This window comes from Heliomicrobium modesticaldum Ice1 (assembly GCF_000019165.1).
GTDB classification, from domain to species: Bacteria; Bacillota; Desulfitobacteriia; order Heliobacteriales; family Heliobacteriaceae; genus Heliomicrobium; species Heliomicrobium modesticaldum.
Genome location: NC_010337.2, coordinates 2,473,606 through 2,498,088, shown reverse-complemented (window position 1 = coordinate 2,498,088; position 24,483 = coordinate 2,473,606). Strand labels below are relative to the sequence as shown.

Annotated in this window: 21 protein-coding genes, 9 tRNA genes, 1 riboswitch and 1 other annotated feature; of the genes, 11 read left to right on the top strand and 19 right to left on the bottom strand. The window is 56.8% G+C overall.

The window, feature by feature from the left end; genetic code table 11:
• Positions 1-130: 130 nt before the first annotated feature.
• The 7 genes from HM1_RS11545 to HM1_RS11515 all read left to right on the top strand — a co-directional run bounded on the left by HM1_RS11545 (position 131) and on the right by HM1_RS11515 (position 751).
• Positions 131-207: transfer RNA gene (locus tag HM1_RS11545), tRNA-Val, on the top strand.
• Between the two features lie 8 nt (positions 208-215).
• Positions 216-303 (top strand) — tRNA-Leu (locus tag HM1_RS11540).
• Positions 304-310: 7 nt separating this feature from the next.
• Positions 311-385: transfer RNA gene (locus tag HM1_RS11535), tRNA-Gly, on the top strand.
• A gap of 19 nt (positions 386-404) precedes the next feature.
• Positions 405-478: transfer RNA gene (locus HM1_RS11530), tRNA-Gly, on the top strand.
• 14 nt (positions 479-492) lie between these two features.
• Positions 493-567: transfer RNA gene (locus tag HM1_RS11525), tRNA-Trp, on the top strand.
• Positions 568-585: 18 nt separating this feature from the next.
• Positions 586-661 (top strand) — tRNA-Thr (locus HM1_RS11520).
• A 7-nt stretch (positions 662-668) separates the two neighbouring features.
• Positions 669-751: transfer RNA gene (locus HM1_RS11515), tRNA-Leu, on the top strand.
• 217 nt (positions 752-968) lie between these two features.
• Here HM1_RS11515 and HM1_RS11510 read toward each other — a convergent pair.
• Positions 969-1,304: a hypothetical protein gene (locus tag HM1_RS11510; protein ID WP_041313852.1), complete on the bottom strand. Its 336-nt coding sequence runs from the start codon at positions 1,302-1,304 to the stop codon at positions 969-971.
• 175 nt (positions 1,305-1,479) lie between these two features.
• Between HM1_RS11510 and HM1_RS11505 the strand changes: the two genes are divergently transcribed.
• Positions 1,480-1,557, top strand: a tRNA-Met gene (locus tag HM1_RS11505).
• A 4-nt stretch (positions 1,558-1,561) separates the two neighbouring features.
• A tRNA-Val gene (locus tag HM1_RS11500) sits at positions 1,562-1,638 on the top strand.
• 402 nt (positions 1,639-2,040) lie between these two features.
• Here HM1_RS11500 and HM1_RS11495 read toward each other — a convergent pair.
• From HM1_RS11495 to HM1_RS11470, 6 genes are all read right to left on the bottom strand, one after another.
• Entirely contained in the window at positions 2,041-2,628 is a 588-nt protein-coding gene (locus HM1_RS11495) for an ANTAR domain-containing response regulator (RefSeq protein WP_041313850.1), read from the bottom strand.
• A 218-nt stretch (positions 2,629-2,846) separates the two neighbouring features.
• The gene (locus HM1_RS11490; protein ID WP_012283559.1) at positions 2,847-3,839 is read right to left on the bottom strand and encodes a protein kinase family protein; all 993 of its coding nucleotides are present in this window, start codon (positions 3,837-3,839) and stop codon (positions 2,847-2,849) included.
• A gap of 4 nt (positions 3,840-3,843) precedes the next feature.
• Positions 3,844-4,566 carry a phosphate propanoyltransferase gene (locus HM1_RS11485; RefSeq protein ID WP_012283558.1) on the bottom strand — a complete coding sequence of 241 codons (723 nt, stop codon included), beginning with the start codon at positions 4,564-4,566 and terminating at the stop codon, positions 3,844-3,846.
• A 199-nt stretch (positions 4,567-4,765) separates the two neighbouring features.
• A complete protein-coding gene (gene ypeB / locus HM1_RS11480) occupies positions 4,766-6,280 on the bottom strand; it encodes a germination protein YpeB (RefSeq protein ID WP_012283557.1) in 1,515 nt (504 codons plus the stop codon).
• A 49-nt stretch (positions 6,281-6,329) separates the two neighbouring features.
• On the bottom strand, positions 6,330-6,881 hold the full coding sequence (locus tag HM1_RS11475; RefSeq protein WP_012283556.1) for a cell wall hydrolase: 552 nt from the start codon (positions 6,879-6,881) through the stop codon (positions 6,330-6,332).
• Positions 6,882-7,033: 152 nt separating this feature from the next.
• Positions 7,034-8,755: a sigma-54-dependent Fis family transcriptional regulator gene (locus HM1_RS11470; RefSeq protein ID WP_012283555.1), complete on the bottom strand. Its 1,722-nt coding sequence runs from the start codon at positions 8,753-8,755 to the stop codon at positions 7,034-7,036.
• 204 nt (positions 8,756-8,959) lie between these two features.
• Positions 8,960-9,124, top strand: a riboswitch (cyclic di-AMP (ydaO/yuaA leader).
• Positions 9,125-9,132: 8 nt separating this feature from the next.
• Here HM1_RS11470 and HM1_RS11465 point away from each other — a divergent pair.
• Entirely contained in the window at positions 9,133-9,900 is a 768-nt protein-coding gene (locus HM1_RS11465) for a cell wall hydrolase (protein WP_012283554.1), read from the top strand.
• An 86-nt stretch (positions 9,901-9,986) separates the two neighbouring features.
• On the opposite strand, the gene bshC is transcribed toward HM1_RS11465, so the two are convergent.
• The 9 genes from bshC to HM1_RS11420 form a co-directional block, all read right to left on the bottom strand.
• On the bottom strand, positions 9,987-11,630 hold the full coding sequence (gene bshC / locus HM1_RS11460) for a bacillithiol biosynthesis cysteine-adding enzyme BshC (protein ID WP_012283553.1): 1,644 nt from the start codon (positions 11,628-11,630) through the stop codon (positions 9,987-9,989).
• 16 nt (positions 11,631-11,646) lie between these two features.
• On the bottom strand, positions 11,647-12,672 hold the full coding sequence (selD, locus tag HM1_RS11455; RefSeq protein WP_248660642.1) for a selenide, water dikinase SelD: 1,026 nt from the start codon (positions 12,670-12,672) through the stop codon (positions 11,647-11,649).
• A gap of 96 nt (positions 12,673-12,768) precedes the next feature.
• Positions 12,769-14,322: an L-seryl-tRNA(Sec) selenium transferase gene (selA, locus tag HM1_RS11450; RefSeq protein WP_187147778.1), complete on the bottom strand. Its 1,554-nt coding sequence runs from the start codon at positions 14,320-14,322 to the stop codon at positions 12,769-12,771.
• A gap of 15 nt (positions 14,323-14,337) precedes the next feature.
• Positions 14,338-14,565, bottom strand: a complete 228-nt coding sequence (locus tag HM1_RS11445; RefSeq protein ID WP_012283550.1) for a FeoA family protein — start codon at positions 14,563-14,565, stop codon at positions 14,338-14,340.
• Between the two features lie 122 nt (positions 14,566-14,687).
• On the bottom strand, positions 14,688-14,870 hold the full coding sequence (locus tag HM1_RS11440) for a DUF362 domain-containing protein (RefSeq protein WP_012283549.1): 183 nt from the start codon (positions 14,868-14,870) through the stop codon (positions 14,688-14,690).
• 60 nt (positions 14,871-14,930) lie between these two features.
• A complete protein-coding gene (locus HM1_RS11435; protein ID WP_012283548.1) occupies positions 14,931-16,589 on the bottom strand; it encodes an MBL fold metallo-hydrolase RNA specificity domain-containing protein in 1,659 nt (552 codons plus the stop codon).
• A 14-nt stretch (positions 16,590-16,603) separates the two neighbouring features.
• Positions 16,604-17,791: an aminotransferase class I/II-fold pyridoxal phosphate-dependent enzyme gene (locus HM1_RS11430; protein WP_012283547.1), complete on the bottom strand. Its 1,188-nt coding sequence runs from the start codon at positions 17,789-17,791 to the stop codon at positions 16,604-16,606.
• Positions 17,788-18,282, bottom strand: a complete 495-nt coding sequence (locus HM1_RS11425) for an Lrp/AsnC family transcriptional regulator (RefSeq protein ID WP_012283546.1) — start codon at positions 18,280-18,282, stop codon at positions 17,788-17,790. Before HM1_RS11425 ends, HM1_RS11430 begins: the two co-directional genes overlap by 4 nt.
• A gap of 48 nt (positions 18,283-18,330) precedes the next feature.
• Positions 18,331-18,572, bottom strand: a binding site (T-box leader).
• A gap of 61 nt (positions 18,573-18,633) precedes the next feature.
• Positions 18,634-19,452, bottom strand: a complete 819-nt coding sequence (locus tag HM1_RS11420) for a hypothetical protein (protein ID WP_012283545.1) — start codon at positions 19,450-19,452, stop codon at positions 18,634-18,636.
• A gap of 141 nt (positions 19,453-19,593) precedes the next feature.
• Here HM1_RS11420 and HM1_RS11415 point away from each other — a divergent pair, with 141 nt between their 5' ends.
• Positions 19,594-19,803, top strand: coding sequence for a hypothetical protein (locus HM1_RS11415; RefSeq protein ID WP_012283544.1), 210 nt, complete (start codon positions 19,594-19,596; stop codon positions 19,801-19,803).
• Positions 19,804-19,884: 81 nt separating this feature from the next.
• On the opposite strand, the gene HM1_RS11410 is transcribed toward HM1_RS11415, so the two are convergent.
• The 3 genes from HM1_RS11410 to HM1_RS11400 all read right to left on the bottom strand — a co-directional run bounded on the left by HM1_RS11410 (position 19,885) and on the right by HM1_RS11400 (position 24,455).
• Positions 19,885-22,308, bottom strand: coding sequence for a homocysteine S-methyltransferase family protein (locus tag HM1_RS11410; protein ID WP_012283543.1), 2,424 nt, complete (start codon positions 22,306-22,308; stop codon positions 19,885-19,887).
• Between the two features lie 4 nt (positions 22,309-22,312).
• A complete protein-coding gene (locus HM1_RS11405) occupies positions 22,313-23,011 on the bottom strand; it encodes a hypothetical protein (protein WP_012283542.1) in 699 nt (232 codons plus the stop codon).
• 223 nt (positions 23,012-23,234) lie between these two features.
• The gene (locus tag HM1_RS11400) at positions 23,235-24,455 is read right to left on the bottom strand and encodes an alkaline phosphatase family protein (RefSeq protein ID WP_012283541.1); all 1,221 of its coding nucleotides are present in this window, start codon (positions 24,453-24,455) and stop codon (positions 23,235-23,237) included.
• Positions 24,456-24,483: the final 28 nt, after the last annotated feature.

Here is a 24,483-nt window from a genome sequence, read left to right as displayed (position 1 = left end):
CGACAAGGAAAACGACCATACTTTTCCTGCGTCTCCTTGATTTTCTCCGTAAAATCAGAAAAAACTTATTGACTTTAGCCTCTAAATTTGATAGATTATATTTCGTCACCGGCAAACGCTGGTTGACAGCGGGCGATTAGCTCAGATGGTTAGAGCGCATGCCTCACATGCATGAGGTCGGGGGTTCGATTCCCTCATCGCCCACCATTTGTCTTGCCGAAGTGGCGGAATTGGCAGACGCGCTGGTCTCAAAAACCAGTGAGGTCACTCCTCGTGCCGGTTCGACCCCGGCCTTCGGCACCATGATGTTGCGGGAATAGCTCAGTGGTAGAGCATCGCCTTGCCAAGGCGAGGGTCGCGAGTTCGAATCTCGTTTCCCGCTCCATCTCTATTTACTATCGGTTGCGGGTGTAGTTCAATGGTAGAACACCAGCTTCCCAAGCTGGATACGTGGGTTCGATTCCCATCACCCGCTCCATTTCAGTAGATTACAGGGGAGTAGCTCAATGGTAGAGCGGCGGTCTCCAAAACCGTAGGCTGCGGGTTCGAGTCCTGTCTCCCCTGCCATTTTCCTTACTAGCATATGCCGCTGTAGCTCAGTAGGTAGAGCGTATCCTTGGTAAGGATAAGGTCACCGGTTCAATCCCGGTCAGTGGCTCCACGTGAATGCGAGAGTGGCGGAACTGGCAGACGCGCACGTTTGAGGGGCGTGTGGGCAACCGTGGGGGTTCAAGTCCCCCCTCTCGCACCAACATAACAGAAAAACTCAGGATTGCCTGAGTTTTTTTTATTTTTTTCTCTATGGGTTATACAGCTATGAAGCCCTATTCCTACGTAATAATAGGTGCAGGAAAAAAGGAAAACCCGGGACTGTCGTCCAGGGTTTTTCTCTACTCAAAAACAAGAAAGCAACTGCAGTAGGCGATAATTCTATGCCGTAGCTATAAGCCGCAGATGTAACAGCCTTATCAACTTACCGCTTTTTCCACGGAAGGTCCGATAAAGGATTCCCAGAGGGCCAGCGCCTTCTGCTCTTCCCTTATGCCGTCCACAATCTGGCAGGGATAGGGCGACCGGCTCGCCACTCCCCGCAGGAAGTGCTCAAACTGGTCAGGCGGAAAGTCTTTAGCTTGGCGGACGGCCTGGCGTTCATCGTAGCTGAAAATCAGCAGGCAGTCGATCATGCCTGTTTCTTTTATCTTTGAATAAAAATGAATACCTTTCAAGCCATCAGGTGAACTATCACCGGCGGCGGTCAGGATCCGGTACGGTTTCTCCCCAGGCTGCAAAACCCATTCTTCCATTTTGGCTCCCCTTTCCCGCCCATCTTGTACCAGATACCTCTTCGACATCATTCTCGATAATCCTTCTCAGGCGCCATCTTCTCATGGGATATTGAGGCGAATTTTCGTATTCGTTCGCAAAAAACTATTGACACAAATATCGCCTTATTTTATAATGTTTTTTGTATTTGGTCGTGGCGGTGTAGCTCAGTTGGTCTAGAGCATACGGTTCATACCCGTAGTGTCGTAGGTTCAAATCCTACCACCGCTACCAATAGGGGCGATTAGCTCAGATGGTTAGAGCGCTTGCTTGACATGCAAGAGGTCAGCGGTTCGATTCCGTTATCGCCCACCATATTCGTGTGTTTAAGGCTTTGAACGCAACGTTTGAAGCTTTTTTGTTTTAGACCAAAGTACTTATTTGTGACCAAGGTATCCATTTTTTGTAAAAAGTCATTTTCATCATTGCTTTGCAACCGACGGGACACAAAAGTTTTATTTTTAAAATTTTTAATATTTCTTCTTCAACTGTGATTACATCGTCGCAGTCCCAAGATTAAAAAGCGGCAAACTGCCGGAGCAGTACCCTTGCTTCCCTGTCACATCTTATGCCTTATGTCGTGAGGGCATGAAAAAAATTACATTTTTCTGCTTCATATTTTTTTCACCCTACTATCTGGAAGGAATGAAAAAACCGGCCGGGCTTTTATCGAAGCTCAAGCCGGTTTTTCACACAGTCAGAACATCCCGGGAATCATTACGCCCTTTCATCATGGGAGTAAACTTTAAGAATCCGTGAGGCTGCCTCCTTGCTCGCTATGCGGTGGTTCATCGCATAGCGCTGGAGGATGCGATGGGCCTCATCCTCGTTGACGTGCAACTTCTCCATGAGCCGTCGTTTGGCTTGGTTGATCAGTTTCCGTTTTTCCAAGGCTTCCTTGAGTTCATGAACTTCTCTTGTGAGGCGCGCTTCCCGCATATAATGAGTATAGGCGGTGACAACGGCGGCTAGCAGCGCTTCTTCACGGATAGGGCGGATTAGTGGCTCAAAAAGCCAGGTCTCAAGCGCCCTCTGCACAGTTCCTAACTGGTTGTAGGGGGTGAGCAAGACAGCAGCGCCCAACTGCTCCTCCTGGCACAGCTTGGCCAGTTCTAATCCGTCCAGTGCGGGCAGCTGCATCTCAATAATAACGAGATCAGGCAGCAACTTGTGCAGCGACCGTAATGCTGTCATCCCATCGGCGGCCTCGCCGATGATGACGTATCCATGCCGGCTAAGGGAGTCCTTTACCTTATCGCGAAGAGGACCGGCCGGCATCGCCAAAAAAATGCGTAACCCGTTCAACGGCGTCCCCTCCTCAGCAAAAATAAAAAGACGCATCGACCGAATGCGTTAATTTCATTCGGAGGAAACGCCGTCGTCTCAAAAGGACACCATTGTCCTTACAACAGGAGTATAACTTGCGGTAGTTTTTTCGGCAAGATCTATCTTTTGTTGGTGATTACCGACGGGATGGCTTTACAGTTATAGAATATGACCTGGCCTTATGGATCATAAGAAGTTTAGGCGCTATCGCGTTGATACCGCAACAATCCTGCGCAGGACAGCACCTCGACGCCTTGGCGTTCTAGACCATCCAGCAAAAGGTTCATGCCCAGAGAGTCGCAGGCCATGTGTCCGGCGATGACGACGCGCAGTTTAGCCTCTGCCGCCTTTTTGCGCTGCGACTCTGGGAGGTGCATACAGACCATTGTCCCGACGCCCGCCTTAACCAGTGCCTCAATCGATTGTTCAGGACCTGATGTTCCGCCGTTCATCTTGATATAGATCTTTCCTGCCCGGTCATCGTTCTTACCGGCAATAACCTGCGGCGTTACGCCGTGACCGGCGGCCAGTTGAAATTCCGGAAGATCGAGGAGGGCATCGACAATATCCCGGACAGTCCGCGTCTTTTCCGGACCGATCCGGTCTGCTGTCAGGTACTCGCTGAGGTATCTTTGCACTTTGTTGTCAGCCGGCGAATGGACACAGAGAAAAGGAATATCGAGAAGGCGAGCCAGGTCGACCACCTTCTGATGGTTCGACGGTAAAAGCGATCGGCGTACCTCTTCGATACGGTCTGCCATAATGGCTTCTGCTACGTTGATCGGGATGCCTGCAGCGGCCAAGAGGTCTTCTTGGACCTTCATGACTTGATGCAGCTGGACAAGGGCGCGTCCCGCCGGATGGTGAGCAATGACCAGATCGATCGGCTTGCCCCGTTCGCGCCAGCGGTCAGCCAAAAGCAGCTCCGCTCCGTCAATGTCGATGCCGGCGAGAACCCTGCGCACTTCCCTATCTGCCTCGCCGTAGAGGATACGTGTGTCGCCATAGGGGTTATCCCATTGACCGTCATCGGCAAGGCGGGTCGCCTTGTCCATGCTGCCAGTGACGGCTTTTTTTCGCGCTGCCAGCAGCGCTTCCACCTCCTCGCGGGAGCGGGGGTCGGCGGCAATGCCCTCTTGCAAGAGCCACTGATAGAGTTCTCCCAGACGCACAGCTGTCGTTCCTTTCATGCAGCTAGCCTTTGCGCAACAAGGCCAGCATGTCCTCCATTTCCGCCACCTTGCGACGCTCTTCGGCGACAATGTTGGCGATGCAAGCCTCGACCTGTTTCAACTGACGCTCATCGAACATTGCGATCAGTTGTTCGAGACGGATCTTTTTATCGTTGATGCGCAGGAGATTGACCTTTTCTCCATTGGAGAGTGCAGCCGTGTTGGCCTCATCGGTGTCGATATGCAGTTCCGTGTGGGTATTTTCCCGGGCAACCCGGACAACGACATGGTCAAAGACGAGGCTGCGCGGTCCGGGAACGATCACCATGGCATAGTCCTTGTGACTGAAACCGAGCTCATCGGCGTCTTTCTCAGTCATATGGATGTGACGCATGGCTACGATTAAGCCTTCGGGCAATTCAACTTGGCCCTTCGGTCCGGTGATGGTGACAGGGGCGCTTTCATCCAGGTCACCGGAGAGGCGGATCGGAGGGTTTGCGCCAAGGGTGACGGCGTCTGTACGCGTCACCTCTACCTGTGTTTGGGCGCGGGTCGGTCCGATGATGGCCACGTTGTGGATGGCCCCGCGGGCTCCCCGGATGCTAACCCGCTCTTCACAGACATACTGCGTCGGTATGGACAAGTGGCGTTTCGGCGTCAGGCGGTAGCCCTGGCCAAAGAGGATCTCTAGGTGTTCATCGCTGAGGTGAAGGTGCCTGGCGGAAACACCGACGGCAATGAGCATGGGGAACCTCCTCCCGCTGGTCTTCCATTACTCTATTTATACCATACGTTCCAGGGAAGGGTAAATGACCCAACAGAAAAGAGCTGCAGGCAGAGGATGGTCTGCCTGCAGCAGCAAAGAAATGGGTGATTTTTGACTGGAACGCCTTGATTTTTGGACGGCTGGGCAGTCAGTATGGTCGGGAAGTGTGGAAGATGGTTCAGAAGATGAAAGTGCCCGCGTTCGTCTCGATCACTCGGAAGATCCGCTCCTCTCGGCCTGTCTGGGTGTTGATATAGACGAGATAGGTCATGTTATCCCGGACGGCCTTGAACTCCCAGCAGAGGAGCTCTTGGTAATTGTCCTTAGCCAGCAACACCAGTTTGTCGCCGGTAACGGTTACATCGGAAGCGACGCGCTTACGGGCTTCTTCTCGACTGATCTTAGGCACTGGCAGGTTGCGGTTGGTATGGAAGGTCAGATAGGCAGTCGCGTCATAGCCTAGGACCTCTTTGTCATCCATGGCAACGCGGACCTTGATCTTGTCCGGATAAAGGCTGATATTGCCGTCTCGCGGAACCAAGGTGACGACGGCGAGGCTCTGATACTCTTCGACTGCTGTCGCTTCAAAGTTGTTCAGGCCGCGGCGGCTTAGGAAGTCACGGGCGACGGCGGCGGCTTCGTCGCGGCTGATCACTGGTGTGCCGACTGGGCGTTCTTTTAGCATCCAGATCACATGGCCGCCTGTTTTGGAGATCTCCATGGCGATCCTGTTTTCATTAGGGGCGTCGTTGGGATATACGCCAATACCGTAGGCGGGAATGGCGGCCTTTCCTTCCCCGGTCACCCGTACCTGGTGACCGGCGAGAGGACCTTGACCGATCCAAGACTGGGCGATGGAGATAGCCTGCTCTTGCGTGATCTGACCTGACCCGAGCCCGCGCGGGGTGATCTGGATCTGCTCGGAATGTCTACCGTCGTACTCGACAGGTGAATATTTTTGCAGTTCATTCTCGACAAACTGGAAGTTAGCCAAAATAGGTGGCGCCTGTGTCTCTGGTCCCTGACCAGCCACGGCGGCGACAACACGCTGCCAGAACTGTCCCAAGGCCGTCTGTTGTTTTGATCCTTGCTGCTCCTGCTGCCGCGCCTGTTTCTCCAGGGCGACCCAGGTGACCCGGCGCTCGTTCAATTGTTCGCCCATCTTGCCCAACTCATCGCGCAAGAAGGTGGTCTGGCGATGCAGTTCGCCGAGGGTTTTCTTTTCAGCAGCGGTGAGGGCTGCCTTTCCATCGACTTTGCGTTCAGCCAACGTGGTGGAAAAATCGTCGACTGTGTTGATGAAGCGATGGGTTCGGCTCAACAGGAGTGTCGCTAGGGGGAGTTGCCCCATGTTGGCCGATGCCTCACTGGCTTGGCGTGACACCTGCTGGAGCCCCATGACGGCCTGATTGGGCGAATTGCTGGCCAGCAGGCGAGACATTTCCAACTCCATATTCTCCACGTTGCTTGACAGGTCGGCAAAGGCGCGCTGGTATCGGTTTTCTACGGCCATCTGATACGCCTGGTTCTGCACGTACTGTTGGTATCCAAGGTAGCCGAAGAGCGCTGTTGTGACCCCCAGCAGGCCAGCGACGACACTGAGCGTTTTTTTGACCTTGCGTAGGTGGTTCGTTTCTTCAATGAGACGATGATCATCAACAGGGGTTTCATCGCGATCTCGGATTTCGCTCATAAGCGCTCATCCTTTCTGGTATAGATCGTAGGAACATCGTCGTAACGGCTCATTTGGCGAAATAGTGTTTGCCGATCTGCTTGACGACGGGCCGACTCCAGATCCACCGACTCGTCGCCGTCGCCGGGTTCCAGTAGTAGATGCATCCGCCGGTGGGGTCCCAGCCGGCCAGGGCGTCGCGTGCCGCCTTGTTGGCCGAATCAGTCGGTTTTAAGGGTGTCCAGATCTGACCGTCATTGACGGCCGTAAAGGCGCCCGGTTGAAAGATGACGCCGTGGACCGAATTGGGAAAGGATGCATGTTTTGTTCGGTTGATAATGACGGCGCCAACGGCGACTTGTCCTTCATACGGTTCGCCCCTGGCTTCACCGTGGATTGCCCGAGCCAGCATCGTCTCGTCTCCCCGTTTTGGATACCCTTGTCCTGTTTCTGCTTCAGCGGCAGGCAGATTCCAAACTGCCTTCGCGTCAGCGTTACCGCCTGCTTTCCAAGCAGAGAAGCCGCATGGGGCGTCCGACAGCGGTTGGTTCACGCCCTGCCACCCGGCGAACGCGAAGGCCGCCGTGAGCAGTATGGCGAAAAAAGCATTGCAACAGCGCATTGTTCTCCCCTCCTATTAGACCTGTCTGCCCTATTTTTTGGTTCACTGAAGTTCTCTATGCATGAAACGGAAAAAACCCCGAACCAGAAGGTTCAGGGTATCTATGCTCGATCGGTTCGCTCTGCCCAATGAAAGTCGGCGCTGCTCGCGGATCACTCTTCAATTTGGTACTTAGCCAACTTCTGGTAGAGGCCGGCACGGGAAATCCCGAGCAATTGGGCCGCCTGCACCTTGTTGCCATTGGCGGACTGCAAGGCCTGCAGGATCGCCGTTTTTTCTGTCTCTTCCAGGAGGGCTTGCAGGCTTTGTGACTGAGGCGCTGTCGCGTCCGTGTGGTTGAATTTTTGCAGGTGCATGGGCAGGTGGCCTACATCGATCGTGTCGCCTTTGACCCGGTCGTAGATCCGCTCGATCAACGAGTGCAGTTCCCTCACATTACCCGGCCAATGGTAGTTGATCAGGACCTGCATAGCTTCCCGTGTCACCTTCTGGACAGAAAAACCAAATTGGCGGTTGAAATTCTGGATAAAGAGGGAGACCAGTTCAGGGATGTCCTCCTTGCGATCACGCAACGGCGGGATGAAGAGGCTGATCACGTTCAACCGGTTGTAGAGATCCTCTCGGAAGAGGTCTTTGCGGACCATCTCCTCGAGATGGCGGTTTGTTGAGACGATCAGTCGAACATCGGCGATCACCGGGCCGTCGGGGCTGTCGACGAGGGGCAATTGACCTTGCAGCAGCCGGAACAACCGGGCTTGTGCAGGCAGCGGCATGTCGCCGATATCGGTAATGTACAGCGTCCCCCGGTGGGCAAGGGCAAACTTGCCTGACGATGATGCCCCGGGTGCGTCGACGGCGCTGCCGAATAGTTCGATCTCGAGGGACTCCGGTCTGATTCCGCTGCAGCTGATTTGAATGAAGGGGCCTTCTCTCCGTTCTGACTCGATGTGCATAGCATGGGCCAACAGTTGTTTGCCTGTGCCGTTCTCTCCCCGGAGCAGGACGATCGAATCGGTGCGAGCCACCTGCCGGGCCGTATCCTTGATCATCCGGATGGCGTAGCTGGTTCCGACTACGGCGTCAAAGCTGTAGCGGGCGCCCCGGTACTTTTGCAGTTCTTCCTTGTAGTAATGGAGTTCTTTTTGAAGGGAATTGATCTTCGAAGCCAGCGCGTTCAGTTCATTTACGTTTTTGAACATGATCTTGCCGACAGCCCCAACGACCTGTCCATCTTTCACGATGGGGATGCGCATGGCGATGTAGTCATGGCCGCCGGTGCGCTGTAAATCGCCTACTTCGGCTTGTCCTGTCTGCAAGACGATATGCATGCGCGTCCCCTCCACCATGTTGGCCACATGGCGGCCCAGCAGATCGGACTCGCGAAAACCGAGGAAATTGCAACAGGCTTGATTGACCATGGTGATGATACCCTCGGCGTTGACGACGATGATCCCGTCATAGGCGGCCTCCAAGATCGCTTCCAGGGTGCCCTTTAATTCCTTGACCCGATTGAGTTCCTCCACAACAGACTCCAACTCGGTCATGTCTTGAAAGATCGCCACGGCGCCGACGAGCTGCTGTTTTCGCAGTATGGGAGTCAGGTTGACGAGAAAGACCCGCTCCTGGTAGCTAAAACGCAGGCCAGTTAGGGGTTGGCCCGTTTGAATCGTCTCCCGGAGGCGGCACTTGGGGACGACAGCCTCAAAGGGCATTCCGATGACGTCGCGGGTTTCTTTGCCAAAGGCGCGGGAGGCGGCCTTGTTGAAGACGCGCACCAGCCCCTCATGGTCAGTGGCGATGATGGGGTTGTGAGAAGCATTGATGATGGCCACCCAATTGAACAGTTGGGTGACGATCTCATGCCGTTGTTGCACAAGGCACACCTCCTATTTGCATTTTTCCGACATTTCAACAAATTGGACACTTTTCCTGCTCAAATGCTGCTGCGATCTTTAGACAGAGCGTCAACATGGCTCTTATAGAGGCGTCAAACCTGGGAAACTGTCCAAGCCCTACCGCCTCAGGAAAAATGATCGTCATGACAGTGTCTGTCCAAGCCGGTATAATTGCGGGGAACCAAAAATAAAACGCCGAATCCCCAGCTGGGGTACGGAGGAACCGCGGCCCTCACTAGGTCGTTCTGCAGCCGATTTCCGGTTGCGAGGGGTGAATCTTCTTCGGAAGAAGGCCAACCTTTCTGGCCCAACCCGTCAGCTAACTCCGAAGGCGCTTGGAAAGGATGATCCTTTACATGGTCTTTCGTCGCTCTTGGCTACGTGCCGGGATGCTGTCGGCAGCGTTTACCTTCCTGATCTGGGGAGGCGCCACCGCAACGCCGGCCCATGCCTGGCAGTATACGATTCAACCGGGTGACACCTTTTACTCGTTGGGTCAGCGCTTTGGCCTCCCCTGGACGCTGATTCAAGGCGCCAATCAGGTGGCGCCTAACAACCTCCCAACAGGCAAAGTGCTGAACATTCCCGATGTCTCCACCTACACCGTCAGATCGGGCGACAGCCTCTATCTGATCGCCAACCGCTTCAGCTCCACTGATTGGGCGATCAAGGAGCTGAACGGGATGATTACCAACGACATTTATCCCGGCCAGGTGCTCAAGGTGCCTACGGGGATCGACCGGCAAAGTCAGAGGGCAAGCAACGGCGTCGGCCAGTCTGACCTGGACCTGCTGGCGCGGTTGATCGAGGCGGAGGCCTCCGGCGAGCCTTACGAAGGCAAAGTGGCCGTCGGCGCTGTGGTGCTCAACCGGATAAAAAGCGGAAAGTTCCCATCTTCCATCTCCGGCGTCATCTATGATCCCTTGCAGTTTACGCCGGTGAGAAACGGCATGATCAATCGACCAGCGAGCGCCCTCTCCCAAAAGGCGGCGCAGGACGCCCTGGCTGGTTGGGATCCCTCTAAAGGCGCCCTTTTCTTCTTTAACCCCGATAAGTCCTCTGACGGCTGGATGCGTCAGCGGGTGATTACCACTCAAATTGGCGGACACCTCTTCGCCATGTAACTCTTTTGCCTCGTCAAAAGGTATCAAACAAGACAATAGGAAGGCCGTCCCAGAAGATTTTGCTCAACGGGGACGGCTTTTTTCATTCAGCACCGGAACAAGCAGTGGGAGTCGAGCCACTCGACGGGCGCTTCCAGGAGCGTTTCAATCAGAGAGGAACCGTATTTCAAAAGATAAGGGAAGATGTTGTACACCCGCTCCTGTGGGGCACCCGGCCAAAGGTGTAATTCCACCTTGCGGAAGTGATTTCGCTTGTCTTGGCAACGCTGGCGGTGCCGGTGTTCAACCTTCTGGCGTAAAAAGCGCGCTTGGGCGATGACGCGATCTAAGTTCTCTTCGGCCAGATTTCCCATCTGCCGATCCCAGCGGGCGATCCGTTCGACTGCCGGCAGATAGGCCGCCCGCACCTGCGATTCGAGTTCCTCGAAGAGCGCTCCGATGCCCAGTTCGTCTTGGGCGGCCAATTCTTCCCTCAACCGCCCTTCGAGTCCCGCCGGCACGTCGGCGAAGGAAAGGGCATAGCGCTCAAGCAGTTTGTCGACAAAGCCTTCGATGATGGTGACGCTCAACCGGGGAACAATGGGTGGCATCTCCATGCCCATGGCACGATAGACATCTCGATAAGCGGCAAAGTAAGCGATCTCGCCGGGACCAGCCACATAAGCCGTCGTAGGCAGGAGTTGATCCTGGAGAAGCGGGCGTGTCACCACATTGGTTGAAAACAAGTCAGGCTGACGCTGCGCTAGATCGAGCAGTTCATCGCGGCTGAAGGTAATCTCGGCGCCCCGGAGTCGGTAGCCTCTGCCGTCACGCAAGATGGCCAGCCGGCGGCCTTGATGAAAGTAAAAAAGGCTTGTCTCTTCCGGCCCCTTTTCCACCTGTGGCGTATATCCCAGTCTCCGGATCTGTTCGACGCCCCGGGATAGTCCTTCCCGCAGGGAAACTTCGTTTTCAAGAACACTGGCGAAGAAGGATGCACATCTCGGCAGTTGCTTCAGGCCCGAGAGGAGCGGATCAAGGATGACGAGGCCGTAAGGACCCAACAGCTTGTGCAACAGGGCGGCGAAGTGCTCATGGGGACCAGTGGGACCGGTCAGCAAACGATGCCAGGTCTCCTCCCATGGCAGCCTATGTTCGCTTTGGGGTAAATGAGATAAAAAAGATTCAAGGGTTACCGCCAAGTCCTCCGGCAGGGTGCGGTGGCCTATGGCAAAGCGGTCCTCATCTGGGCGGCTGGTCATTGTGATGACGACGGTCTTTTCCCCTTGAAGAAGTTTGATGTGAGAGATCTCCTCAAAATCATGGTCCTCCGAGGCGACCCAGAAGACTGGGATAACGGGCTGACCAGTTTTTGCCTCCAACCGCTTGGCCAGGTTGATACAGGTGACGGCTTTGTAGATCGTGTACAGGGGACCGGTAAACAAACCCGCTTGCTGACCGGTCACCACAGCAAGGCTATTTGCTTCGGCCAGGCGGCGCGCCTGGTCGGCAGCCCGGTTGGAGGATCCCTCCAACCCTGCAAGATCTGCCAGCCGGCGCTGATACCCTTCCAGGAGAGACGATAGTTCCGAGCGGGGATAGGAGTCTGTTGCGGTCATTCGGCGGGCGCGGAGCGCCAGAGCGTTTTCATCGGGGAAGGCGTAAGGAAAAAGGGAGACCACATGGGCCTCCCTTTGGACATAGGCGCCTGCGAGTCCAGAAAAGATGGAACCGGTTCGTTCGAAAGACAAGGCTGACCCTTCTTTCCTATTCTGAAAGGACAGAGATCGTGCCCGGCGCGTCGCCGGAGACACTGCCGATGTAGCGGGCGCTGGTCACACCAGCGTTATGAAGCGCCGCGATCGCCGCTTCTACCTCTTTTTCCGGCAGGGAGACGAGCAAGCCGCCGGAGGTGATGGCATCCGCCAGCAGGATACCCGTTTCTGGTTGCAGATCCGCCGCAAGATGGAGCTGCGGCGAAACGGTGGAAAGGTTGCATTTGGAACCGCCGGGGACGTATCCGGCGATGGCGTAGTCGCGGGCCTCGGGTATGATGGGAACCTTGCCGGCATGGATTCGAAGGCTGCATCGAGACGCTCTGGCCATCTCTAGGCCGTGACCGAGAAGACCGAAGCCGGTGATGTCGGTGCATCCGCCGACGGAAAAGTCGGAAAGAACCTCCGCCGCCGTCTTGTTGAGGGCAGTCATCGCCTCTGTGGCCGCTGCCACGGCGTCCGGGGAGGCTTTGCCTTTTTTGATGGCCGTCGAGATGATGCCGATGCCCAGCGGCTTGGTCAGGATCAGCCCGTCACCGGGCCGGGCGCCGCCATTGGTCCAGACCCGGTCGGGATGGACGACGCCAGTGACGGAAAGACCGTATTTGGGTTCCTTATCCTCGATGGAGTGGCCGCCGAGCAAGACGGCACCGGCTTCGCGCACTTTGTCGGCGCCGCCGCGCAGGATCTCACCGAGGACTTTCATGGGCAACGTTTTGGTGGGAAAGGCGACAAGATTGAGAGCCGTCACCGGTCGTCCGCCCATGGCGTACACGTCGGAGAGGGCGTTGGCGGCGGCGATTTGCCCAAAGAGATAGGGATCATCCACGATTGGCGTAAAAAAGTCAACGGTCTGCACCAGCGCCAAATCGGGCGAGAGCCGGTATACGCCGGCGTCATCGCTGTATTCCAAGCCGACGAGCAGGTTCGGGTCGTCTGGTTTTGGAGGTAAGTAGCCCAAGACCTGGGCTAGGTCCGCAGGACCGATTTTGGCCGCTCACCCAGCTTTACTGGACATCGCCGTCAGGCGAATCGGATCTAAGGTCACGGCGCTCCCCCCTTCCTGCGTTTGCGAAAAGCTACACATAGATGATAAAAAAACAGCCGCCCTTTTTTAAAAAACAGCCGCCACAAGACGAGGCAACAGGGTTGCCTGCGCCGAGGTGACCGTTCGCAGATCCAGCCAAAGTTCCTCCGATTGCACCCGCCCGAGGACGGGGATCTCGCCGCAGCGCAGGTCCTCCGCCAAATGTCGGGCGCCGGTTCGCGGCGTAACGACAACAGCCCAACTGGGGATCTGCAACTCAGGCAAGGCGCCTCCGCCTACCTGGGCATAGCTTTTTTCCACGCGAACAAGCCTGTCTCCTGCTGGCATTCTCTCTTTGCGAGCGATCGTCTCCCCATTCGGTTGCACCGTTGCCTGCGCAATGAACGAGGGTGCCCTGGGAGTAGGAACCGAAGTCGCTGCGGGGCTTGTTGCCGGATCAGGTGCGGAGGCGGCTGCCAAGGCCGATCGCAGCGATGCGGCAAGCCTTTCCGCCTCTTCACGGATTTCCGTTTCATCACGAAGCAGCGCCCGAAGGGCGGGAATCTGTTCTCGGGCCGCTTCTGGTCGCAGGTAGAGACGAAGGGTCGCTTCCAGCGCGGCTAGGGTTAATTTGTCGACACGCAACGCTCGTGTGAGCGGGTGCTGGGCGATCCGGTCGATCCAGCAGCGCTTGCCGACGATGATCCCCCCTTGAGGTCCGCCGAGGAGCTTGTCGCCGCTGAAGGTGACGACATCTATGCCGGAGCGGACCACCTGGGAGACAGTCGGTTCGCCCAAAAAGCATCCAGAACCGTCGCCATCCAGCAAGGCCCCGCTGCCCAGATCTTCCACAACAGGGATGCCCCGCCCATTCCCAAGACGGACGAGGTCCTCTCGCGCTGTCGATTCGGTAAAACCGATGATCCGGTAGTTGCTGGGGTGGACTTTCAACAGAAGCGCCGTCTTTTCAGTAATGGCAGCTGCATAGTCGGAGAGCCGGGTCTTGTTTGTCGTGCCCACTTCGACGAGCCGGGCGCCGCTCTGGACCATCACGTCAGGGATGCGGAAAGAACCGCCGATCTCGATCATTTCGCCCCGCGAAAGGATGACATCCCGGTCTCTGGCTAAGGCCGTGAGAACCAAGAGGACCGCGGCGGCGTTGTTGTTGACGACGAGGGCTGCCTCGGCGCCGGTCAAAAGGCAGAGCAAGTCCCGCACATGGTCGTAGCGCTCCCCCCGCTTGCCTGAGGCCAGATCAAGTTCCAGGTTCGAGTAGCCTGATGCAGTTCTTTGGATAGCGGCCAATGCCTCGTCAGCCAAGGGTGCGCGGCCGAGATTCGTATGGAGAATCACGCCGGTGGCGTTGATCACTTGCTGGAGATGCGGTCGCTCCTGCGCCTCCAGCAAGGCCAGCGCCGCTCGACTGACGCCTTCCGGCGTGATATCGATCTGTTCGAGCGCTTCGAGTGAACTGACCCTCCGGATTTGCTGACGCAGATGATCGAGGGCAGCCTGAATGGCTGCCACCAATCTCGCTTGGCCGAAAGCGTCCGTTTTTTCTCGAAGATCGGCCTGCGCCGCTACGAGATGGACGGCGGGGAGACGACGCAAATAGGAAGAAATTCCTGGTTCCTGGTTCATCATATCCCAGTCCTATCAACTGACGAGTTCTACATCGATCCGCCGGGCCAGATCGCGCCCGATAGCTATTTCCTGTTTGTTTTTGCGGATGACAATGGGACCGGCGGGGATGATCTCCTGGCAGACTACTGCGGCGCCTTCGGCGATGCCGAAGCGGATGGCCTGTGCCCGGATCCGCTCGTCAGGAAGGGAACGAATGACGACCTGCTGGCCTCTTTTGACCTGGTCGAGCGAGAGTCGCATGGGATACAGCCCCCTGAATGCAAATGATTGTCAGTCCCATTGTACTCTCCCCTGATCGGCTTGGCAACAGGGTAAAAAACCTTCCCTGCACAGCGGCAGGAAAGGTTTTTTGTAGAGAACGTTTATTTTTGGTCCCCTTCCGGACGAGGAGCGCCAACGGGGCAGACATCGGCGCAGGCGCCGCAATCGATGCACTTGTCCGCATCAATGATGTACTTGTCAGGGCCTTCGCTGATGGCATTCGTCGGGCATTCAGGTGCGCAAGCGCCGCAGTTGACACAATCGTCGTTGATGATATGGGTCATTAAAGGCTCACCTCCATACCATAATTTGTCCAAAGGCGTTCCTTTCCTATACCACTAGGCTTACCCGGTCGCGCGACCACTGCCTGCGCCACCGAGCGGTCGTCCCAACATGGAGAGGATGACCTTTTCCAATTCTTTGAAGTGTTCCAGCAGGCGGGCATATTCGTGGCGGTCCATTTCCTCTTCAACCAGTTCACGCAACAGCATGCGCAGTTGCAGATAGGCCCGCTCGGCGGCTTCTGGCGTCACCAGATCGCCGACGGAGGGCAGAACAGAGGTTGAAGTCACTGCCGCCGCTGCTGCCGGTACTTCGGCAGGTTGCTCCGCCAGCAAAGGCACTTCCTCTAGCCAGGCAGGGATATGGGTCTTCCAGCCCAGCTGTTGCCGGATCAGGTCGGAAAAACTGTTCATCGCCTCCGGTTCGCCATGGGTGATAAAGAGGGTTTTCGGCGGCCTCTGAAAATGCTTTAGCCAGTTGATCAAGCCGCTCCGGTCAGCATGGCCGGAAAAACCGGGCACATTGCGGATGTTGGCGCGGACCGTGATCTCCTCACCGTGAATGCGGACCTGCTTCTCTCCTTCCAGCAACCGCCGTCCCAGAGTGCCTTCTGCCTGGAAGCCGACAAAGAGAACCGTTGTTTCTTTGCGCCAAAGATTGTGCTTGAGATGGTGCTTGATCCGCCCCGCATCGGCCATCCCCGAACCGGCGATGATGATCGCCCGTCCCTGCAGACTGTTGAGAGCCATCGATTCCTCGGCTCGTCGGGAGTAGTGCAGGTTTGGCAGGGAGAAGACGCCGTTGTTGGCGGTAAAAAAGCCCTTAGCCTCGTCATCGAAGTAGTACATATTTTTCATAAAAACTTCAGTGGCAGCGATGGCTAGGGGGCTGTCGATGTAGATGTCGATGTCAGGAACCAGCTTTTTTTGGAACAGTTGGGCCAATTCATAGAGCAGGTCCTGGGTGCGTTCGATAGCGAAGGACGGGATGAGTAGCTTGCCGCCCCGGTCATAAGTCTCCTGGATGACCTCCTGGAGCAGATCCAGCCGAGACCGGCTCCGGTCGTGGTCGCGGTCGCCGTAGGTGGACTCAACGACGATGTAGTCGGCATCGGTGATGGGCGTCGGCTCATTGACGATGGGCAGGTTGGTGTTGCCCAAGTCACCGGAAAAGACGATCTTGGCCTCCTTCCCCGCTTCGGTCACCCAGATCTCCAGAGAAGCCGAACCGAGGATGTGCCCGGAATCTTGAAAACGCACCCGGATTTCCGGCGTCAACTGGATGGTTTCGCGGTAGCCCGCAGGTCGGAAATATTTCATCGTTTCAGCAGCATCGCGGACCGTATAGATGGGCTGCAACAGTGGTTTTCCCGAACGGGAGGCTTTGCGGTTTTTCCGCTCCACTTCCATCTCCTGGATGTGGCCTGAATCGGGCAGCATGATGTTGCAGAGGTCGATGGTCGGCGCAGTGGCCAGGATCTGGCCCTTAAAACCCAGGCGGGCCAGTTTGGGCAGTAAGCCGGAGTGGTCTGTATGGGCGTGGGTCAGGCAGACGAAGTCGATCGCAGCCGGGTTGAAGGGAAATTCGCCGTAGTTCCGCTCTTTGATCTCCTTGGGGCCCTGGTAGAGTCCGCAATCGACGAGGAGTTTGGTCTTCCCGGTGTCGATGAGGTAGCAAGAACCGGTGACCGTCTGGGCGGCTCCCAGAAAGCGGAGTTTCATCAGGCATCTTCCTTTCAGGACGCCTGCCGTTTCTTGCAGCGCTGGACAAAAGCCTCGATGCGGTCCAAGGCGGTCGTGAGATTGGCCATCGATGAGGCGTAGGAGACGCGGATAAATCCTTCTCCGCTGGCGCCGAAAGCGGTGCCAGGCACGACAGCCACCTTCTCCTCTGCCAGCAGTTGTTCGCAGAAATCGTCGCTGGACAGTCCGGTGGCGGTGATGCTGGGGAAGGCGTAGAAGGCGCCCCGCGGGTTAAAACAGGTCAACCCCATCTGGTTGAATCTCGCAACGACGAAACGGCGGCGCTGGTCGTATTGATTGACCATGCGCGACTTTTCCAGATCCCCGTTGCGCAGCGCTTCGAGAGCAGCCATTTGCCCCATGATCGGCGCGCAGAGGATCGTGTATTGGTGTATTTTCGTCATTTGGGCGATAAAATCCTTGTTCCCACAAACATATCCGATACGCCAACCCGTCATGGCGTGTGATTTGGACAGGCCGTTGATCAGCACGGTGCGATCGCGCATCCCGGGCAGTCCGGCAAAACAGACGTGCTGTTCCTCATAAGTCAGTTCGGCATAGATCTCGTCAGCCAGGACGATCAGGTCTCTCTCTTCTGCGAAGCGGGCGATGGCCTCCAGTTCTGGCCGGGTCATGATCGCGCCTGTCGGATTATTCGGATAACAGAGGACAAGCATCTTGGTGCGAGGCGACACCTTTTTCTCCAGGGCCTCAACAGTCAATTGGAAGTCATCTTTCACATAGGTAGGGACGGCGACGGCTACGCCGCCGGCCATGGTGACAGTTGGTGAGTAGGAGACGTAGCTCGGCTCGGGAACAAGCACCTCATCGCCGGGGCAGAGCAGCATCCGCATGGCCAGATCGACAGCCTCAGAGGCGCCGACGGTGACCAGAACCTCCGAGAGGGGGTCATAATCGACCCCATAGGAACGCTGGATGAAGCGGGTGATTTCTTTCCGCAACTCCGGCGTACCGAAGTTGGATGTGTACATGGTGTAACCTCGTTCAAGGGCGTAAAAACAGGATTCGCGCACATGCCAGGGGGTGACGAAGTCCGGTTCGCCCACACCAAGGGAGATGACGCCCTTCGTATTGGCCACCAGATCGAAGAATCGGCGGATCCCCGAGGGCGGAAGGTTAAGGATTACCGGGTTGATGTAGTCGTTGAAGGGCTTCATCATGGACTCACCTGCAATCTATTGTCTTCTATTTCTTCATCATAGATGACGCCGTCTTTCTTGTACCGTTTGAGGACAAAATGGGTCGCCGTTGACTGGACATGCTCCAAGACGGCTAGTTTCTGGGCCACGAAAAGGGCCACTTCCTTCATTGTCCGCCCTTCAATCACGACAGAGAGGTCATAACCGCCGGACATGAGGAAGACGGAACGCACTTCCGGGTAGCGGTAAATGCGCTCGGCCACCTGGTCAAAGCCCAGATCCCGTTGGGGAACAACCTTTACGTCGATCATGGCGGTGACCGTGTCATCACCCAGTTTTTCCGGGTTGATCAGAGCCGGGTATTTGAGAATGAGGCGTTCATCTTCCATCTCGGCGATGGCAGCTTTTACGGCCTCTGCTTCCAGGCCCAGCATCAGGGCGATCTGTTCGGGACTCCTCCGGCAGTCTTCTTGGAGGATGTCAAGGATTTGTTTTTTGGCCCCAGCTTCCATGGTACGTCACTCCTTTTTTTTACTCGACAAAAAAGGCCCTCGTCCACAAAAAGGGACGAAGGCCTGGCTTCGCGGTACCACCCTGGTTACCGGCGATAATGCGCCGGTCCACTCAATTTCCCGATAACGGAGGAATGCCGGCATCCCTTACCCCACCAGCATATTATGCTCAGCGGCTCAGGTTGCAGTTTAAGGGTGGCTTTCACCGTTTCCGCCAGTCCGGCTCCCACCTACCCCGGTTCGCTGTCTGTGCGGATGAGACGGTTACTCTTCCCCATCATCACTATTGGATCGATTATTCAAGATGTACTTGTATTCTACACCGTCCCGGAAAAAGGGTCAAGGAAAAAATCAGCGGATTCCTGTGCGCAACAAGGCCCGTTTCAATCGGCTGGGGCTGTGCATATCTGTCGGAGAAATATAGGCTAATTTGAGGCCCCTTTGTCGGCAGGCGAATTCGAGGCGGCTCGCCCCTTTCGGCTCAGGGTCGCAACAGACGGCAAGCCCTTTCGCCGGCACATAGGCGGCGATGCCTGATAGGCCGGGCGGGCTGCCGGCGATCACCTCCATCTGTGGGTATATATCCTTCAGGGCGCGCATAACGATGATTTTACCAGATTCTTTTTCCTCCTTGCCTGCGGCTTTGGCGGTAGACTTGGGCGTATTGGCGGCAGCGCAGGCGTGTTGTTTCGATGGCGCTTGTCTTAGGGCCGCTGCCGTGGCCGGGCCAGATCGATTCGCTGACGCGGCCTGCTCTGCTGCAGCGCTGCAAAGCGCCCCAGCATCAGACGTTACGTCCTTTTCCGGCAACAGCGGCATCGCACCGCCCACGGCAACAGTACCGCTGTTCCATTCTGCCTGCCGTCGGGCAATGCCGGCTTTCAGGTAGTCTTCGAGGGTGCGCTGGAATTCGCCGAAACTGCGCAAGACGGCCGGATGGGGAAGCTTTTGTTGCAAAAGCTGACGCATGGTTGGTTCCACATATTCGCGCCTTCCCTCTACCAGCAATTCACAGAGCACTGCCAGTTGGGCCGATAGCCGTGCACCCTCTTCAAAGCGCTCCTCCCGATAAGGACCCACGAGCATGCTGACCTGGCTCGCTTCATCGATCAACTGGTCGAGCAAGCCGAGGATCTGTTGTTCCAATTTCCGTTGTTCCTGTATGTGCAAGACCGGTTCCTCCTCCCTGTCCAATCGGCCGTTTATATGTAAAATTTATGTAGGGGATAAATAGTATAGAACCGGTTCTACGGCTGTCAACTGATGCATACGATTATAGGGTATAGTTCGAAAGTGAAAGAGGTGGCCATAATGCGAGAAGATCAAGTTTTGTACCGGATCGACAAGTATTTTCAAAACCGAAACATGTCCCTGGAGGATAAGCTCTTTTATGCGAAGCTGATCGCCACGTTGGATCTGGAGTCAGGTCAATACAACGCGGAGACGGAAAAACGGCGCTTGGAGCTTTTCGCCGCTCATGTCGACCGGTTGCGGGAAAAGCTGCGCAACCAGGCGGTTTAGCCGGTAACACGTTTCAGTGAGAGGGTAAAAAGCCAAGCCGGTACCCGAAAACGATAATATGACCATTGAAAAGGGCTGACTTCACGTCAGCCCTCGCGTTTTTCCTCTCTTTCGCCTTTTAAGCAGTTCTTCCGTCAATTTCACAGCCGAGACAGCATCCGGTGCATAGCCGTCAACCCCGGCTGCCGCGGCGTATTCGGCGGTGACAACGGCGCCCCCGGCCATAGTCAGGCATTCGACTCCGGCCGCTTTGAGGGCGGCGATGGTGTGATCGATCTCCGGCAAGGTTGTCGTCATCAAGGCACAAAGACCCACTACGTCGGCTCGTTGCGCCCGCGCCTCGGCGACGATCCGTTCAGCCGGCACGTCCTTGCCGAGGTCGATGACGGTAAATCCGTTGTTTTCCAGCAAGGCCGCTACGATGTTTTTACCCAGATCGTGAATATCGCCCCGCACCGTCGCCAGGAGTACCCGCCCTTTGCTGGCCATGTCCTGGCTGGGCAGTTCCGCCTTCAGAGTCTGGAAGGCTACCCGCATCGTTTCAGCTGCAAGCATGACTTGCGGCAGAAAGCAGCGGCCGCTGCCATAGGCCTCGCCGATCTCGGTCATGGCGGTTGTCAGCCCTCCCTCGGTGATGGCGATGGCCGTCAATCCTTCGGCCAATGCTTTGCGGACGAGGGGGATTACGCTCTCCTTCTCGCCGGCGATGACAGCCTTGCGGATGCAGGTGAGCACATCGCCTTCGGTTGCGGCGTTGCCTGCGACCTTCGCCGATGAAGGTGCCCCCGCAGATTGGGCGTAACGGATGCAGAAGCGCTGTCCCTGCTTGTCATGGCCGAGCAATACCTGGGCAGCGTTCCAGCAGTCAGAGAGGGTTTCATCAAAGGGGTTCATGATCGGCGCGTCCAGACCGGCGTCAAGAGCCAATGCACAGAAGGCGGCGTTGACGAGATTGCGCCGTGGCAGGCCGAAGGAGACATTACTAAGACCCATGACGGTTGGGAACCCGAAGGTTTTCCGGTAGCTGCGGAGCGTCTCCAGCGTTTCCCGGGCGGCATTCGCGTCAGTGGCCACAGTCATGACGAGGGGATCGAGCAGAAGGTCCTGACGGCGGAGACCGGCGGCTAGAGCGGCGTCGACGATCTGCTGGGCGATAGCCACTCGTTCCTGCGCCGTCTGGGGAACGCCGCCTGGCGCAATGGGCAGGCAGAGCACAGCGGCGCCATATTTTTTTGCCAGCGGCAGGAATTCACGGAGCCGGTCCGGCTCGGCGCTTACCGAGTTGATCAAAGCGCGGCCGGGGTAGACCCGAAGCCCCGCTTCCAAGGCGGCTGCATCGGTCGTATCAATGGCCAGAGGCACATCGACGAGCAAGGACAATTCCGTAATGGCTGTTTCCATCGCCTTAGCCTGGTTGATACCGGGAACGCCCATGTTCACGTCAAGGATCTGGGCGCCGGCTCGGACCTGTTCGATGGCATCCCGTTTCACCGTCAGCCAGCTTCCGCCTTTGATTTCGGCGGCCAGGGCCTTGCGGCCCGTCGGATTGATGCGCTCGCCGATAATCACCGGAGAGAATGCCGGTCCCAGAAAGACGGTGCGGCTGCGGCTCGTCAGCGCCGTCACCGGGTCTTTTATTAGACGGGCAGGGGCGGCGCCACCGGGATAGGCGGCTTCCAGCGCAGCCTTGGCGGCGGCGATATGCTCCGGCGTGGTGCCACAGCAACCGCCGAGATAAGTGGCACCGGCGGCTGCCAATTTGGGCGCCCAGGAGGCAAACTCTTCCGGGCTCATGGGAAAGACGGTGCGCCCGTCGATCAGTTCAGGCATCCCGGCGTTAGGCTGGGCGCTGATGGGGAGGTTTGTGGCGCCGGCGATGGCTTCGATAACCGGCAGCAGTTGGGCCGGTCCCAGGGAGCAGTTGACGCCGATCACGTCAGCCCCCATAGCTTCCAACAGGTAGGCGGCAGTCGCCGGATCGGTGCCGGTGACGGTTCGACCGTCAGCGCCAAAACTGAGTTGACAGATCACGGGGACCTTGGCCACAGCTTTCGCCGCCAGCAGCGCGGCCCGCATCTCTTGGATGTCGATGATGGTCTCGATAAGAATATAATCTACGCCAACCGCCGCAAGGGCGCTGATCTGTTCCGAATATACATCGACAGCCTCTTCGAAGGACAGTTCGCCGAGCGGCGCGATCAGTTTCCCTGTCGGTCCTACAGAGCCGGCGATCTTTGTCGCTGGCCCGCAAGCGGCACGGGCAGCCCGAACAGCGGCATGACAGACGGCCTCGACCTGGTCGGCCATCCTGTAGTGGGCCAGTTTGAGCCGAGTGGCACCAAAGGTGTTCGTTTCGATGATCTCTGCGCCCATCTCCACATAGCGCCGGTGGATGGCGGTCACTCGTTCGGGGTGTTCTAGGTTGAACCGTTCCGGGCAAGCGCCCGGCAGCAGACCTGCCGCTTGCAGCATAGTCCCCATGGCGCCGTCAAAAAGCTTTATCATCCTATCACGATTCCTTTCTAGCGAGGCAATCTTTCTTTGGGCAGGCGGTGCAACCTCTCTGACAGACGATATCGGTTTTCTTGTTCGAGGCAACCGTGCGTGGAACCAAACCGATGATGGCCGTGACTGATTTTTGCGGGTTGAGCATAAGTCCTTCCGTGACCGAGACGGGAAGTTTGCCGGCTTCTACGGCGGCAAGCAGGGCTGGCTGCACGGTCAGCGGCCAATCCCCGTAGCCGGGACTGAAGCGCCAAGTGGCGCGGTATCCCCGGCGGGCGCCCTCTTCCTCTATGTAGCGATTCGCCTGATCGGCCACCGCCTCTACGGCAGCCGTGCCGGCAGCGTCGAGGAGCATCCCTTGGACATAGCGTCCGGCAGCAAAATGTTCCTCCACTGCCCGCTCCAGGGCTTGACCAATCGTCGCTGTCATGATGACAACCGATTCGGCGCCAGCGAGATGGGCGACAATATCCCGCCCTTCCAGAATGATGACGGGATCAGTGCCGACAGCACTCCGCTCTGGATCATAGGGAAAGGTTTTCCAGAGCGCCTTTCCCTCGGCATAAAGAAGCCCCTCCTGACAGGCAGCGAGGAGCCGTTCTTCGGGAAATTGAAATTCCTCTCCAGACGTTCCGGCCATTCCGGCGTACCGGCGGGCTTCCTCCTTGCTAATAACGGTCAAGGGAAACCGGCAAAAGGACATCCGTCTCCCTCCAACATTCTTGTTCTGACTGCCATTATAGCTTGCTTCCATGCATTATGCAAAAAAAATGGTTCTTGCATGATACAGTTCTGGTTCGTTGATGCTGGACATCCTTAGAAAAAGCAAAAGGACGGGGAGGCACCCGCCCTATCGATATGGCTTCACCTGTCTTGTTTTTCAGATCCCATGGTTGTTGCTTTTCTATATACTGGCATAGCCGTCTCTAATCAAAGAGCAAGAATCGTTTGCGAAGCAGCCAGTATTCGACGATAAAGCCAATGATGGCGAGGAAGATGATGGCGCCAATCAGGCAACGCAGCCAAAAGACCTTATCTTCCAGGGCGGCGATCACCTGTTCTTTCTCTTCCGTAAACGTTTGCATCTGCCGTTTCTGTTCCTGCAGGTTCTCGATGCGAGCGTCGATATTCATCTTGTCTTCGGCCAATTGGAAGGCGCTGCGCGACAACTCCAGATTGCGCTGGCTGAGGTCTTTCACCCGTCTTTCATATAGCCCTTCTTGGCTCACCTCAGCGCCGGGGAGCAGGGCGTTCCACAGGACATCTCCCTCCGCTTGAGCCGGACGGCGGACCCCTGTCAGTTGGGCCAAGGTAGTTGCTACGTCGACAGTGCCCGCAGGCGGCAACGTGACGGCTGTTTTGAGCTTGGGACCGCGCAGGAGCAAGGGAACCACGAGTTCCCGGTCGACCGTTTTATCGGTGCGATCGCTGCTGCGTGGGGCCAGCCCATGGTCAGATGTGATGATGATCAAAGTATCCTCATAGAGGCCGGCCTCTTTAATCGCGCGGATCCAGCGGGCGATCTGCTGATCGACCTCACTGATGGCGCGCAGGTGTCCCTGGCTGTAGGGACCTTCTTTCTTAGCTGCTCGCGCCGGGTCAGAGAAGACAACTAGGGTGGCGAAAGGTTTATTAGCTTTCCACTGTTCGAGAGCTTGGTCAGTGAGCGCCTTGGCGGCGCCGTCGCGAAGGAATACTTTTTGGCGAAAACCGGGCACCAGCGGCTTCACATCTTCCTCTGCCGAGGCGACCAACAAGGTCTGCTGCCCCTGGGCTTGCCAGATCTGAAAAATCGTCTCCGCCTGCAAGGGCTGGAGGGGGTTGAGCATGCCATGGCGACGGGGCGTGGCGCCAGTGGCCAATGAGGCGAGTGCCGACGGGTTGGTCGGCGGATAGACGGCAACCGCCTGTTCTACCTTCACCGCTTCCTTGGATACGTCATGAAAAGCCGGTGCATGGGTGTGCAGCAGTGCATCCATTCCCACACCAGACATGACCATAATGAGGACATGTTTGACTTGCCGCTGAGATTTGTCTTCCAGCGGGGGTGGTTCCGGGTCGGCCAGGGCGACGCCGGAATTCTGGAAGAACAGGAGCAGGAACAGCAGCAGCACCATCTGACGCCACCGGTAAAATAGAGGCCTCATGAACTCCCCCCTCACCCTTGTCCCGATT